Origin of the sequence: Candidatus Nitrosotenuis chungbukensis, assembly GCF_000685395.1 — an archaeon.
GTDB lineage: Archaea > Thermoproteota > Nitrososphaeria > Nitrososphaerales > Nitrosopumilaceae > Nitrosotenuis > Nitrosotenuis chungbukensis.
The window spans coordinates 29,399-43,457 of record NZ_AVSQ01000015.1 but is presented as its reverse complement, the minus strand read 5'-3'; the positions used below and the strand labels follow the sequence as shown (position 1 = coordinate 43,457).

The 14,059-nt window shown below is 36.5% G+C and carries 16 protein-coding genes and 1 tRNA gene; 4 read left to right on the top strand and 13 right to left on the bottom strand.

What is annotated here, in order from left to right; genetic code table 11:
- Nucleotides 1-95: 95 nt before the first annotated feature.
- The 7 genes from NKMY2_RS05110 to NKMY2_RS05085 all read right to left on the bottom strand — a co-directional run bounded on the left by NKMY2_RS05110 (nt 96) and on the right by NKMY2_RS05085 (nt 6,688).
- Nucleotides 96-1,379: a site-specific integrase gene (locus NKMY2_RS05110; RefSeq protein WP_042685472.1), complete on the bottom strand. Its 1,284-nt coding sequence runs from the start codon at nt 1,377-1,379 to the stop codon at nt 96-98.
- Between the two features lie 58 nt (nt 1,380-1,437).
- Complete coding sequence (locus NKMY2_RS10755) at nt 1,438-1,587, bottom strand: hypothetical protein (protein WP_157832452.1); 150 nt, start codon at nt 1,585-1,587, stop codon at nt 1,438-1,440.
- 22 nt (nt 1,588-1,609) lie between these two features.
- On the bottom strand, nt 1,610-2,218 hold the full coding sequence (locus NKMY2_RS05105) for a hypothetical protein (protein ID WP_157832451.1): 609 nt from the start codon (nt 2,216-2,218) through the stop codon (nt 1,610-1,612).
- 476 nt (nt 2,219-2,694) lie between these two features.
- Nucleotides 2,695-4,737 carry an Hsp70 family protein gene (locus NKMY2_RS05100; RefSeq protein WP_052347525.1) on the bottom strand — a complete coding sequence of 681 codons (2,043 nt, stop codon included), beginning with the start codon at nt 4,735-4,737 and terminating at the stop codon, nt 2,695-2,697.
- A 3-nt stretch (nt 4,738-4,740) separates the two neighbouring features.
- Nucleotides 4,741-5,475 (bottom strand): J domain-containing protein, encoded by a 735-nt coding sequence (locus NKMY2_RS05095; RefSeq protein ID WP_042685470.1) that lies wholly within the window; start codon nt 5,473-5,475, stop codon nt 4,741-4,743.
- A 108-nt stretch (nt 5,476-5,583) separates the two neighbouring features.
- Nucleotides 5,584-6,096, bottom strand: coding sequence for a hypothetical protein (locus tag NKMY2_RS05090; protein WP_042685469.1), 513 nt, complete (start codon nt 6,094-6,096; stop codon nt 5,584-5,586).
- Between the two features lie 58 nt (nt 6,097-6,154).
- The gene (locus NKMY2_RS05085; RefSeq protein ID WP_042685467.1) at nt 6,155-6,688 is read right to left on the bottom strand and encodes a hypothetical protein; all 534 of its coding nucleotides are present in this window, start codon (nt 6,686-6,688) and stop codon (nt 6,155-6,157) included.
- 186 nt (nt 6,689-6,874) lie between these two features.
- Between NKMY2_RS05085 and NKMY2_RS05080 the strand changes: the two genes are divergently transcribed.
- Both NKMY2_RS05080 and NKMY2_RS05075 read left to right on the top strand, forming a co-directional pair.
- Entirely contained in the window at nt 6,875-7,087 is a 213-nt protein-coding gene (locus NKMY2_RS05080; protein ID WP_042685465.1) for a YlcI/YnfO family protein, read from the top strand.
- A 379-nt stretch (nt 7,088-7,466) separates the two neighbouring features.
- A complete protein-coding gene (locus NKMY2_RS05075) occupies nt 7,467-8,345 on the top strand; it encodes an HAD family hydrolase (protein WP_042685461.1) in 879 nt (292 codons plus the stop codon).
- A gap of 67 nt (nt 8,346-8,412) precedes the next feature.
- Here the strand turns inward: NKMY2_RS05075 and NKMY2_RS10750 are convergent, their stop codons facing one another.
- The 4 genes from NKMY2_RS10750 to NKMY2_RS05055 form a co-directional block, all read right to left on the bottom strand.
- Nucleotides 8,413-8,571, bottom strand: a complete 159-nt coding sequence (locus NKMY2_RS10750; protein WP_157832450.1) for a hypothetical protein — start codon at nt 8,569-8,571, stop codon at nt 8,413-8,415.
- A 530-nt stretch (nt 8,572-9,101) separates the two neighbouring features.
- Complete coding sequence (locus tag NKMY2_RS05065) at nt 9,102-10,430, bottom strand: site-specific integrase (RefSeq protein ID WP_042685458.1); 1,329 nt, start codon at nt 10,428-10,430, stop codon at nt 9,102-9,104.
- A gap of 48 nt (nt 10,431-10,478) precedes the next feature.
- Nucleotides 10,479-10,553 (bottom strand) — tRNA-Arg (locus NKMY2_RS05060).
- 49 nt (nt 10,554-10,602) lie between these two features.
- Entirely contained in the window at nt 10,603-11,313 is a 711-nt protein-coding gene (locus NKMY2_RS05055; protein ID WP_042685456.1) for an MIP/aquaporin family protein, read from the bottom strand.
- A 98-nt stretch (nt 11,314-11,411) separates the two neighbouring features.
- Here NKMY2_RS05055 and bcp point away from each other — a divergent pair, with 98 nt between their 5' ends.
- Complete coding sequence (gene bcp / locus NKMY2_RS05050) at nt 11,412-11,870, top strand: thioredoxin-dependent thiol peroxidase (RefSeq protein ID WP_042685454.1); 459 nt, start codon at nt 11,412-11,414, stop codon at nt 11,868-11,870.
- Nucleotides 11,871-11,887: 17 nt separating this feature from the next.
- Here the strand turns inward: bcp and NKMY2_RS05045 are convergent, their stop codons facing one another.
- Nucleotides 11,888-12,742 (bottom strand): hypothetical protein, encoded by an 855-nt coding sequence (locus tag NKMY2_RS05045; RefSeq protein WP_042685884.1) that lies wholly within the window; start codon nt 12,740-12,742, stop codon nt 11,888-11,890.
- A 191-nt stretch (nt 12,743-12,933) separates the two neighbouring features.
- Nucleotides 12,934-13,575 (bottom strand): hypothetical protein, encoded by a 642-nt coding sequence (locus NKMY2_RS05040; protein WP_042685882.1) that lies wholly within the window; start codon nt 13,573-13,575, stop codon nt 12,934-12,936.
- 97 nt (nt 13,576-13,672) lie between these two features.
- On the opposite strand from NKMY2_RS05040, the gene NKMY2_RS05035 reads away from it, so the two are divergent.
- Nucleotides 13,673-14,050: a hypothetical protein gene (locus NKMY2_RS05035; protein ID WP_042685451.1), complete on the top strand. Its 378-nt coding sequence runs from the start codon at nt 13,673-13,675 to the stop codon at nt 14,048-14,050.
- Nucleotides 14,051-14,059 lie beyond the last annotated feature (9 nt).

The window sequence follows — 14,059 nt, the reverse complement described above, 5'->3', positions numbered from 1 at the left end:
TTACAGACCAGCAAACCTGATACGTGTACAGATATTGTTTTTGATTCAAAACGATTCATTGCTGATTAGTTGTAAATTCAATAATTAATTTGAAATCATCGTTTTATGAAATTTAATGTGTTATGCCATTTGAAAGATACTGTTATGTCGTCAGAATTTTCTATGTTATTCTCCACTAATTCAATTAATGTCTGACTAGGTTCTTCTGTAGAATTTTCTAGTTTTTCATCCATATTCGCAAAATCATTTGGCCAATTCAAAGCTAAACCATGTTTCTCAATAGTATTCTTTAATGGAATATCATATTCAACAAATAATTTTTGTTCATCTAGGATAGAATTGATAGAAGATATAGATTTATGAGAGCTGGGGGTAATTGAAACTCCAATCCATTCTGGCATCTGATAATATTGTGCCGCATCATCAATTGCTTTTCCAATAACAATGTTAGGATCAGGAAAAAAATCTCCAATACTAATACAACCTCTGAAAAAAATATTTTGCCTAATTGCAAATCCCATTATGTGAATTAGTGCTTCAGCAGTCTTAGTTATGAGATTTTTCATATCAGAACCAGTTACAGTGATTATTACCGTATCAGAAAATGCATTAAGAGTTGGAGAAATATCATCTGATTTTAAATCATTAGTCAATAATCTACATTTAGCAATAACAGCGTTCCAATTTTTTTGAACATTAGTCGGACTATTACTTTTCCATATCCCCTTAATTCCCAATGCATCAAGTAAAACAACCACTCCTTTTTTCTTGGCAGGGTATTTTTCTCCCTCTAAATCTATTAATTGATTGATGTCCACTGCTGACCATTTTTTAGATAACAGCGATTTCTTTCTCATTTTGATTGCAATTAATTTTGCAGGAAACCCATCATGGACCATTTGTTGTTCCCAAGATTTTTTGAAAAAAAGAAAGGACATGCCGTGAACAGATTTTATCTTTTTTTCTTCATAAAAATTTAATTTAGCAATCTTGGCTGCAGCTATAGCATATCTCCACGGACTATCCCTATTTACCACAAACAATCTTTTCTTATGCGTTTTCAAATACTGTTTAATTTCATCTGCTATGATTGGTGGGATAGTTGCTTGTTCCAACTTACCTCCCTCTTTTCGTATGTTCACAATTTTTTTCTCTAAATCAATATCCGATGCAACCAATTCCAAAGTTTCAACTATTCCTAACGCACAATAATATGTCATTTTATACAACATTTGAAATTCTTCTGGGGAAAGTGGCCAATATGGCTTGGTAATTTTTTTCTTAGTCTGTAATTCAGTAATTAGTGGAACCGCTTGTAAAAAATCCTCGAACTTATCTTGAGTCAACCAAGGACTAGAACTTTTTTCCACATTTGACATCTAATGAAGATATTCAATCAGCTAATTAACAATTGTTAATTTTTTTATCAGTGTGTTGCTAGAAAATTATTCTTTCTCTTGCAATGTATTCTCTGGCAAGATCATTATTTCCACCTTCAATCAAATCTAGAAGGTTTTCAATCTCAGTTTTACCAATTAGAATTACACCTTCCAAATTAGCTGATTCAGTTAGATTACTAACGATCAATACATATCCCATACAAGTAAATCTAATCAGTAAAATCATGGATTTCGCTTTTGGATGAAATTTTTTCTGAGCAGATTAGTTGGGCAAGACAAGATTCAACATCAAAAATGATTTCAATTAATAATTCCCAATTTACAGAGATAATTTGATTTTTTTTAAAAACATATTGTTTACCAGTGTAAAAAATTGTTTTCCCCTTTCTTTCATTATAAATGCCTCCATTATGCAATGAATTTCTTAAAATACGAAGAATGTCAAAAACATGACAATATTTTGAGAGATCATTATCATTAAGAATGAATTGTATTATTGTACCAATGTTATCATTTTTAGAATAGTTTGGATAAACTACTCTTAAAATATCTCGGAAAAAAACCTCAAATGCAGAAAACAGTATTGTAACATAAGATAATCGTAAGAACGAGGTATAATTTGCCAAATAATATCCATGTTCTTTAAGTGTTAATTCATCAGAAAAGACTTTTTTGAACCAAGCAGGATTTACAAGTTCTTCTTCTTTGAACATCACACTAAATAAAACAGAATTAATGACGTTAATGGTTCTACCATATACGGATAACCGTGTGTCTTTTTCATTCCAATCAGGATGTTGTTTCTCAATTTCAGTCATAGTTTTATCAAAATGGTTTCTCAACGAAATCAATTTTTGAATAAGTCTAGACACAGCGGATTTAGAGCTCATTAGTTAAAAAAATCATTTATTTATCATCTAGAACGATTAATTTCCATAACATCACAGTAGTAATTATGCCTCGAAATCGATTTTGATGGAATCACAATTAATAATCTATAAAAAATTAACGCCTGCTTTCTTGTATGTGGTGATCTGATCGATTCCTGAAAAAGCAGAGACGGTTTTGTGCCACTTCATCTATAAAACATAATTACAATAAAAGGTTACATTTCTAATCCTAAAGGTTCCAGCTTTGTAAAGTGCGAATCTATCTGGATTCATACCACATAGTTCTATTTTAGGTTCCACTATTTGTCAATACAAAACAGGAGATGGATTTGACTCTAAAAGTGTGAAACAGCAGCAAAAGTAGATTCCCACGAGGGGCCGCGTAATTAGTTTGATTCATTCTATTATCTACAATGAATTTGAATGCATTTTCCTGATTCTCCATAATGATTATTGCACATCGCCATTTTTCCACTCAAAAATAAAATTTCCATTTCATGTAAAGCATCATAATGGTTTGCTAGGTTTGCCAACCTTCTCTCTTCTGGATTTATTCTATCATGACCCCAGTCAGGATGAATAGCGTGTAATAACTCATGTACCAAAACTATTGTAAGCATTCGTTTGTTTCTTTCATTATATTCACTCAAGGCATTATGAATTCCAATGTGATAAACAGGTCCGCCAGTCATTCCTATGTACGCATATGTGTATTGTTTGTCTAGTTGTAAAAACAAGATAAAAGACGAGTTTCTGAAAAAATCAGTGCAATCAAAACCATGATGTGTGTTTATGATGTTTTTTGCATCGCTAAGACATTCACACATCCAACTATACTCGTTACTTTCAGTATTGGACAATATTTCATCATATCTAGAAACTGGGATTTCGTATGGACTTAGAATGTCTCTTCGATGACGATTTTCAGTTTTTATGACTTCTTTCTCATAATATTCAAGTTCGGGAGGTGGTGTGATTTGATCTCCCATTCTGGTAATTAGAAGTTCCTTTTTTATCTTAGATATGATTTCTTTTGCAGTTACTCGAAGAATCCCATCAGCATCAAGATTGTATGTTACATCAACATACTTTTCATCCATGGGTGTTAGTCCTTCCAACATGAATTCGCCAAGTTTGGCATTACCGTGAAAACTGGGGTTTTTATCAAAATCCCCCTGCCAGATCTCAACTGGACATTTGTCAACTGAAGGCTTGACATAAAATCGTTCGGTATATTCAGTTGGATATGGAGTGTTTTTCGGAATCATGAGTTTAATTCTGTAGTTAGGAGTATTTTTCCCCACATCCGTGCCAAGATCAAGAGGAGTCACATTAACAATTGTAATTCCCTGATAAAGGATTGGTAAATTTCTCTCATCCCCCAAGATTGCACCTTCTATTGCAGCACCACTGGCTACAACAAAGTATGGGTCAACTCCCTCTTCTGGCACTCGGATGACATTTGTCAATAGTTCTTTGATTATTGGTAGCTTTGTTGGTCCTCCAACAAGAATTACTTTGTCAATCTCATCGGGAGTTAGTTTTGCCCCTTTGAGAGCATCGTAAACACATGATTCAGATTTTTCTAAAATACCTTCAATCATTTTCTTAAACTGTGTCTGTGTTATTTTTGTAGTGAGTCTATACTCAAGATTGGAGTTTGAGAATATTTGATTAATTTCAACAAAGTCAATTGAGGCTAATTTGATCTTTATTTCTTCTGCTAGTTTTTTTATTTGAATTTCGATTATTTCGTCGTCAAGTTTTGTAAATTCACCATTTTGCTTCCGTGTTTCATTTATGAGGAAAAGCTCAATTTCTCTGTCCATATCAATGCCACCTAAAGTAGTATTTCCAGATGTAGCTAAAACCTCGAATAATCCATCAGAAAATTCTATAATCGATACATCTAGTGTTCCAGCACCCATATCAAATACCAAAATTTTCATTCTTCCCTTGAGTACTTTGGCACCGTATGCAATGGCTGCTGCAACTGGCTCAGTCAGTATATGTATGACATCTAATCCAGCTATCTTTCCTGCATCTCGAGTAGCTTGTCTTTGTGCGTCGTTGAAATATGCTGGAACTGTCACTACCGCCTTTGTCACCTGTTCACCAAGAAACTTTTCAGCATTTAGTTTGATCTTCATCAAGATTAATGCCGAGATGAATTGTGGCAAATGTTGTTTGCCAAAGACTTCAACTCGATTATAAGAGCCAATAAGTCTTTTTGCATTAAACACTGTACCTCTAGGATTGTAGAGGGATTGCTCTAGTGCAGACTCTCCTATCAGACAACTACCATCCTCAAAAAAAGTCACTACAGATGGAAATGGTTTGACAGTCGTTGTCTTTTTTTCCGAGGAAGGAATAATCTTGATTTCTCCATCCAACATGATGGCAGCAGAGGAACTGCTCGTACCTAGATCTATTCCTAATACCTTCATGTTTTAACCAAAGCCGCCGATTTTTTTAATTTCGGTATAAGCCCAGTTTATCTTTTTGAGTAGATTCGTAAGTCGCAATATCTCGTCTTCGGATTTATTCATCATTCCAGTTAGTTTGTATTTTAATTGTAATTCTTTGTAGTTTTTCTTGATTTGATCTTTCGTAGAGTTTGGAAGTACATTCAATATTTGAAAAGGATCTGTAGAATTCAATATTCGCTCTTCTTCAGAATTAAATTTTACACTTCTTGAATCGACTCTTGTTAAATTATGTTGTCTATTCAAACTCGCATGATGTGAGCTCCTGATTTTGGCATATGCTCGATCTATCTTAATTAGAATGGTGTTAATGCTTTTTCTTTCGTCTGGAGTTTTATTACGAAGGTCAATATCCAGATATTCTTTTTGAAGTTTTTTATAGACTTCAGAAATTTTCTCGAAAGTATCATTTTTACTTACGCCGATGACTTGGTATGGATCTTCAGATTCAGATACATATTCTTCAATATTTTCAGAAATACCATCATTAGGATATCCGACAGTAGTAGAATTGTCTCTTTGTTGATTTCTGCTGAAAATTCTTCCAAAAAGATTGGTTTTGTTAGCTGTTTCATCTTGCTTTATTTTTGCTCTTCGTTCTTCTAATTTTTTTAATTCTTTAGCATCTTCACGTTTTTGTTTTTCTAATTTACGGATATTATAATCTCGGGTTCCTTTAGATCTGTCAAATATTCCCAACACGATAAGATTTACTTGGAAGCATAAAGATTTTTTCTAAATCCATTTGTGAACACAACCTTGCTTCATAAGGATATACCATCATGCATTAACAAAAACTTGTATTCTTTATGGTCTTTCTTTTATTTTCACAGGCATGTTATCAGATATTGATTTAAGAGTTTTTTCAACAGATTCTGGCGGTATTATGTCATCAATTTTTTGATTGCCAATAGTAATGTCATAATTTCCATACATGTAAATTCCAACTACGATTACAATACTTGCAGAAATGATTATGACAAGTCTTTTCTTTGTTTTTGGTCTTAATCTTATGCGTCGATTATGGCTTCCATATCCTCCATGTCCACTATACCCTCTGTATGGGCCCGCTTTTGCCAATAAAATTATTCCAAAAAATCCAGAGATCCATGGAGAATAATAGAATAGTTGAATCTTCAGACATTGACCGGTCAGATTAAAGGCATCTCCCCATCCTGCATTGCACATTTGTGTTATGTTTTCAACTGTCGTGGTTCCAAAGAATCCTACTCGGTCATCTTTGATGTCTTCAATATAGAAAAACATCCCAATAGCAACTAACAAAAGAATAATTCCAATTGAAAATCTAAATGCATTCAATAATTCTCTAAATTTTGTATAAACTTAAGGATTTAGGAAAATAAAGAGTTCGATGCAGTCAAGTCTCATCGGTTGTCATAGCTGCCCTTTGCCAGACATTTACTTCTCTAAACGTCAGCCCAATAAATACAATTATTCCCACAATGTAAATCACATACATGCCACTAGACCATGGCATTACTTTATCAAAATATGTTAAAAAGCCACAGAGAATTGCTAGAATGCCACCATATTGAAAGACAGTTCCGTGGTAACCTGCTCTTTCTTTTTCAAAATCATGATGTATAAAAGCAGAAATTACTTCGAAAATAAAGGCTAATGAAAAAAATAATATGATGTGCTCTACATCACCGAGATTTTTTTGAAATGTTGAAATTATGAAAACGAGTGAAACAATTGCAAATCCAGTTAGAACAAATGATGTTTCCTCAGCCTTTGCCTTCCATTTGATCAGCTCAAGTTGTATCTCTATCGGTTTATTAGCAATAAGATTTCGTGATAAATATCCCCTCAAAATAATTTCTCCCCCTATAGACATTACACCAACATAAGCTATTGCTAAAGGGAAAAGGATCTCACTTAACCATGTCATTAAAAATTAAGATAAGACAAAACTGAAAAAGATTCCGGTGAATTATAGTCACAGAATGTAACGTAATTATTAATGTCATCCGTAGCAATATTCAATTGATGATAGCCATAGTGCGAATCCAAATAGACTCGCTCACTTATCCAATCTTAAATCATTTTGATTCATATCGTAAACAGGTGTAAACAAGTGTCTAGAACTGTATCTTCACGTATACCGACAGAACTTCATGAGGAGTTAAGAGAGCGTTGTAATTTGTTAGGAGAATCAATTAGTGATTTTGTTAAAGCTGCAATCGAATTTGCAATAAACGGTTCTGTTGATTTTGACTTTGGCGATGAATTAATGGATGAGTTAGAGGAAAATAAAAAGCAATTAGAAAAACACCAAAAAATAAACTGAAAACAACGTATGGCACAGCAAACTATTATCTATTATTATTTTAGGTGCTGTTCCCTTATCGGTTGAAATCAAACTGTTACCTTCGGTTGATGGTCAGGATTGTAAAAATACATCTAGCGATCAAGAGAGTAAAAATCCCAGTGTTAATTCTTGTTACGTAACTGTAACATTTTTTGACTCAAGAATCCTTATTACAATTCAGATACCTAATCAGATTAAATCGGTCATGGCAAGCAATGAAAAAGATCTTACGCCTAAAGAGTGGAATGCTATAACAGAAGATTTGTTAAAGCTAACTACTCGACTTGAGTCTTCTAAGAAGACTAACTAATTTTTTGTTTAGTGCTTTTTTAAATAGAACAATTTCTCTATAGAACTGATGGTCGGTTCTAAAATAGGTGTAATTTTTGATTATGACGATACATTAGTTCCTGATACAGCTACTGAACTTTTGAAAAAATATGGAATAGATCATGAAAAATTTTGGGGAGAAGATGTAAAACAACTTCTTCTAGAAGGCTATGATCCCACTCATGCCTACCTAAAATTAATTTTGAATAACATAGGGGAAGGTAAACCTTTTGGAAAACTAACAAATAAGGATCTTCGAGCATTTGGTAAAACATTTGACGATAAATTTTCTAAAGGGATTCCAGAAGTTTTTACAGAACTTAAAGAAAAGGTAAAACAGTATAAAGACATCGACATAGAATTTTACATTATATCGGGCGGATTAAGAGAAATAATCATAGGTAGTGATGTGGTAAAAAATAACTTCACATCTGTATATGGATGTGATCTTGCTGGGGACACTGAAGATGATTATTTGAAATATGTAAAACGTGCAATCACTTTTACGGAGAAAACACGTTATATTTTTGAAATTAATAAAGGTATAACACAAGACGAGGTGAAAGAAAACGCATATCTTGTTAACAAAGATGTTCCTGTAACATCTAGACGGATACCCCTCTCAAACATGATTTACATTGGAGATGGTTTGACTGATATTCCTTGTTTTTCATTGATAACCAAAGCTAGTTCTGACCATGCAGGTAACGGATTTGCTTTTGCGGTTTTTGATTCTACAAAACCAAAATCTGCGAAACAGGCTTTACAAGAATATCTGATGCCAAAAAGAGTAACTGGTGCATATTCACCAAAATTCGACAAAGACTCTGATTTAGGATCTGTGTTAAGAGCTGTTGTAACTACCCAATGTGCAAACATCACATTAAGAAATAAAGAACCCAAATAATGACACTGTTCATTCTTAGGTCGATTTACTAGGCGTTATCCTCAGTTGGTAATGTAGATCTTAGTCTTTAATCATTGAACATTATCATGGCAGAATACGTCAATTTTTTATTGTCATCAGTACCACAAGTCAGTTTGATGTCCTTGACATTTTTGCCGTCTATTTGCTGATTTATCCATTCTTCCAACCAAATATGATTTTGATTGGCTTCGATTGCAACTTTCATTGATAAAAATCGTGTTTTAATATTAAAAAAGATTCTCTTGTTTTTTGATGAATTTGATCGCTTGTATTTATTATTAAAACGAAAATCAGATTTTTATCAACGATTTTGCGGTAATCTAAACATTAGTAACAAAATGTTTATTTCGCTATGAGATTCTTTTTTCATTTCTATCTTGTCTTTAGTATTTCCAGATTTTAAAAATTTCCTGATGATTATGAATGATTTTAAACCTAAATGAAAAATATAGATTAACGTGTTGACAGTTTTACAACACTCTAACTGTGAATATTCAATAAAATTCATCAAGATTTGAAGCCAACTAAACATTAGTAACAAAATGTTTAGATGGATTTTGAGTAAATTTTAACGAATTTCGGCTTGAGCATTCTGAATCACTGTGATCCATTTGTTATTTCCCTTAATCCCAATACCTGCTTTCTCACTAGGCGTTTTTCCCTCTAAACTCATGTGAGGTCGGACACAGTTATGATAGATTTGATAACCGCTTAAAATTTGAAAGTATCTTAAGACTAGTTTTCTTTTATGTGGATTCTGGCATTAGCAAATCTTTCTCTTAGGCCAGAAATATCACCGTCGTGTGCTATCAAATAATGCTCCACTATTTCATCAAGATTTCTTAATTTTACACAATCAGTTTTTGCTACTTGCAGTGGAGTGATTTTATCAGGGTGTTTTTCTGCCCATTCAATCATACTTTCTTTCATGAGTGCACTAATTTCGTTTTTGAGTTTGATTTTTCGAATTTCTTCCTTTAGTTGTGCGATTTCGTTCTTGTTTTCCTCAATTCCAGAGCTATTCACTCGAAGTTTTTCAGCATCAGTAGTCATTCTATTTTCTTTGGATATGGTAATCTCAGGTATTGCTCCAAGATAGTCCTTTAGAAGTTCGTTCTCATTTGGACGATAATAGCTGTCAGAAATTCCAGTGGAATGACCCATCAAAACCTCAACGTTGATTGGTTTCATGACTTGTTCAGTATGAGTCTTGAAGAATTTTCTAAATCCATGATCCGCTTGGAATTCGTATCTTTTCTGGCCGGCAGGTAGAGTTTTTCTAATTCCCTGAGCCTTGAGTGCTCGTTCGATTAGACGTTTGACACCTGATGCTTTTAGTTTTTTTGAGGCAGTCACCATACCTCGTGCAAATTTTTCTATATTCCACAAATCTCTCATTAGCCAAGAATCGCCAGTTATTGTTTCTCCAGACTCGGATCTAAAGTCAATCCATTTTTTCAATTCAGAATATGCTTCTGGGGAAATGAATGAAAAATATTGTTCTGAATCACCAGAATAAACCACAATCTTTGCAGCTATGATCTTATCATTTTGTGATATAGGAGTAATATCCTTCCATTTCAGATAATCCCACGCGCCAAGCCTTATTCCGCTGGAACACATTGTAAAGACAATCGCCCTAATTCTTCGGTCTGGATATTCCACTAGTTTTTGAATTTCATCTATTGTTGGGGCTCGATCAGACGCATATCTTCTGCCACGCGGCAACCCACGGGTTATTTTTTTCCATTGAAGAATAACATCATTCATCTCCAAAAAGAGTTTTAGCGGTTTGTAATAGTTGCGAACTGTAGCATCAGAGATTTCGCCCCGTTCTGCCCTCTCTTTGTGATAATTGAGATAATTCATGGTTTTGGCAGTTAGCCAAGTAAGGCCGTGCTCATTGATTTGCAAAATGAGCGTTTTTGCCTTGTCTTCGGTACTTCCTTGTAATTCCAGAAAATCAAAGAAATTTTCCAGCCTTTTTTGATACCGTTGTTTAGAGACTGGGCTCTTTAGAGCATACAAGAACATTCCCATTGGTTCGGATTCGTTTATGGTCATTTTTTACTCCTATTACGTAGGAATCCAATTTAAGAACCACTAAAGAAACGGGCCCGAAGGGACTCGAACCCTCGACCTAATGCTCCGCAAGCATTCGCACTATCCAAGCTGTGCAACGAGCCCATAAACCAGACTAAATCAAATTTTTAAAAGTGTTTGTAGTTTGAAAAATCTAAGCGGATTTCTCTGTTTCTGCCTTTTTGACAAAGACATAATTCATAATCAGTCCTGCAATTATTGCGCCAATTATCGGTCCTGCCCAGTAAATCCAGTGAAAGTCCCAGTAGCCGGATGCTATCGCAGGACCCAGGGTTCTTGCAGGATTCATCGATGCGCCAGTCAGCGGGACGCCAACTAGGTGCAGCAGAAATATCATGCCGCCTATGGCAATCCCGTGCATTCCAGCAGCTGCTTTTTTGTGGACTGCAGTCATGAATATGACAGTAACTAGGAAAAAGGTCAAGATTACTTCCACTGCAAAACCAGACATTGCAGAATTGTTCAATAGTGCACTAGGTCCGCCCTGCGTTCCATAGTTAACCTTGGCCCCAAGTTCTGGCAAGATAGTTTTTAGCGAGAATGCGGCAATTATTGCGCCAATTATCTGAAATACGATATATCCGATTCCATCTTTGATTCCAATTCTTCTTGTTACCAGCATGGCTATGGTGACTGCTGGGTTGATGTGCGCACCAGACACGTGGCCAAATGCATATACCATCAAGCCTATTGCGGCTCCGTGTCCTATTGAAATCATGATAATTCCCTCGATTGTAAGGCCTGTTCCAAATGCAGCTGCTGCCATCACGACAGACAGTGGTCCAAAGAACACTAGACAAAATGTTGCAATAGACTCTGCAAACCAGGATCTTCCGTTTACCATTAAGAAAATGCCTTTTTGCTTTCAATATAAAATATGCGGGTCAATTTTGAGGCAAAACAGTTCAAAATAATTAATTATGGATTGAAATACAGCAAATCATGATCACAGAAGGCGATCAAGAGCCAAAGTTTGAGCTGGACGACGCAGACGGCAAGCGCGTAAAATCATCTGATTTCAAAGGAAAAAAACATGTGATTTACTTTTATCCAAGGGACTTTACGCCTGGCTGCACGATAGAGGCAGACGAGTTTTCCAAAGAATACAAGAAATTTCAAAAGCACGGAATAGAAATCATCGGAATCAGCACAGACGATGTGGAGTCGCACAAGAAATTTGTCGACAAGATGAACATCCCATATGTGTTATTATCAGACCCAGAGGCAGAGGTCTGCAAAAAATTCGGAGTCTGGGGAAAAAAACAGTTCATGGGAAAAGAGTACATGGGCGTTCAGAGGAGCACCTTTTTGGTAGATGAAAAGGGCAAAATTTTCAAAGCGTTCCCAGCTGTAAAACCAAAGGGTCATGCAGACGAAGTCCTGCAGATATTAACAAATTAGAAAAGAAAGAAAAAGTTCTAGGAGGGTTTCCAACCTTTTGGCATTGAGCCAGTGTTTGGTTTTGGCTTTGGTGCCTCTACTGGTTTTGGCTCAAATCCTTTTGGAAGAGATCCTCTTGTAGATCCTGCTGGTTTTGGTGCCGGTTTTTCCTGTCTTTGTTTTTCAGCTTGCTGCACTCTTGCCAGGTATTCTTGTTCATATGCCTCTAGCTGTGCTTTTCTTGATCTTTGTTGTGCCTCTGTTTCTGAAATTTGTGTTGTTGGTTTTGTCTCTGGTTTTGGTGCCGGCTTTGGTGGAGGTGCAGTTGTTGTTTGTGCTGCAGTTCCTGTCAATCGGGCGCCATAGCCTGTGAACGATTTGTTTGCAGGATGGTATGCCATTCGCTGTCTTGTTGCAAAGTACTTGTTTGAAGGCTGAGTGTATCCCGTGATTTTGACTTTTTGCAAGTTCCAGTCAGATGTAGGAACATCAACGTTTGTCGTGTGAAGTGATGCATAGTATCGGTTTGGTGCCGGTATGTATCCAGTTACCTTTGCCTTGTATGCGTGTGTGTCTGTCATTGGTGCAAGCTTCCATTGTTCCCATATGGCCAATTCCGTAGCTGCCTGAGCTTCAGGTTTTGGTGCTGGTTTTGGAGCCTCTTGCTTTGGTGCTGGTGCTGGCGCCGGTTTGAATCCTGCTGGCAGTGAGCCTTTTGGTGAGGCAGGTGCCGGAGCTGGTTTTGGCGGCGGTGCAGTTGTTGTCGGTGCTGGCTTTGGCGCTGGCGGAGGTGTAGATTTGGTTTCAAACTGTGCTGCTAGTTTTGTGAGCTTTTCTTCTAGCTCGGCAATTTTATTTTCAAGATCTTTTTTATTAGCTTTAGTTCCAGCCATGTGAATTTCCTGATACAATAATAGTTTATTTACATTTTGTTCTGATGCAGGATAACAATTGAATTATTTTCCCACAATTTTGGAATTATTGCAAAAAACGCCACAGGATTGCCGAAATTCCAAGTTTCCAAATTTGGATACAGCGATCAGACTAGACTAAATGAAAAATAGATAATAAAATTGGAAATTCGTTAGAAACCTTTTGGCAAGCTGCCACGTGTTGGGTTTGGTTTTGGTGCCGGCTTTGGTGGAGGTGCAGTTGTTGTTTGTGCTGCAGTTCCTGTCAATCGGGCGCCATAGCCTGTGAACGATTTGTTTGCAGGATGGTATGCCATTCGCTGTCTTGTTGCAAAGTACTTGTTTGAAGGCTGAGTGTATCCCGTGATTTTGACTTTTTGCAAGTTCCAGTCAGATGTAGGAACATCAACGTTTGTCGTGTGAAGTGATGCATAGTATCGGTTTGGTGCCGGTATGTATCCAGTTACCTTTGCCTTGTATGCGTGTGTGTCTGTCATTGGTGCAAGCTTCCATTGTTCCCATATGGCCAATTCCGTAGCTGCCTGAGCTTCAGGTTTTGGTGCTGGTTTTGGAGCCTCTTGCTTTGGTGCTGGTGCTGGCGCCGGTTTGAATCCTGCTGGCAGTGAGCCTTTTGGTGAGGCAGGTGCCGGAGCTGGTTTTGGCGGCGGTGCAGTTGTTGTCGGTGCTGGCTTTGGCGCTGGCGGAGGTGTAGTTACAGGCTTTGCTTCAAGCTGACTTGCTAATTTGGTAAGTTTTTCTTCCAATTCAGCAATCTTGGTTTCTAGATCCTTTTTAGTGGGTTTAGCACTAGACATTTGAACTAACACAAGAAGCGGGGTTTATTTACATTTGGGTAAATCCCGGCTTTGACACTGGATCAAATTTAATAGATGCATGAGACTATACCATGCGTTGGACGATTTTGAGCGAGAATTTCCAGACTTTGACTGGAAGAACACACCTGCATACAAGCATCCTGGAGGAAAGGACTGCCCGTGTCCAAAACACGAATACATCAGGGAGCAGATTAACTTTGCAAAGACTGTAAACCAGTCAAGCAAAGAGTCCGCAAGAGTCACGCTCAAGTTTTGCCCAGAGCACTACAAGGTGTACATGGAAGAGGTCATACCATCAATGCCTCTAAAATACAAGATTCTGACAAAGATTGCGCTAAAGATTGGCGCAATCCAGCTTGAAAAGCTGACACATATGCAGTCAGACCTTTGCTTTTACTGCAAGTTCGGCTCAGGCGGACATGGAAAAAGATCAGAGCTCCCACCAATCCAATGATCTAAAATT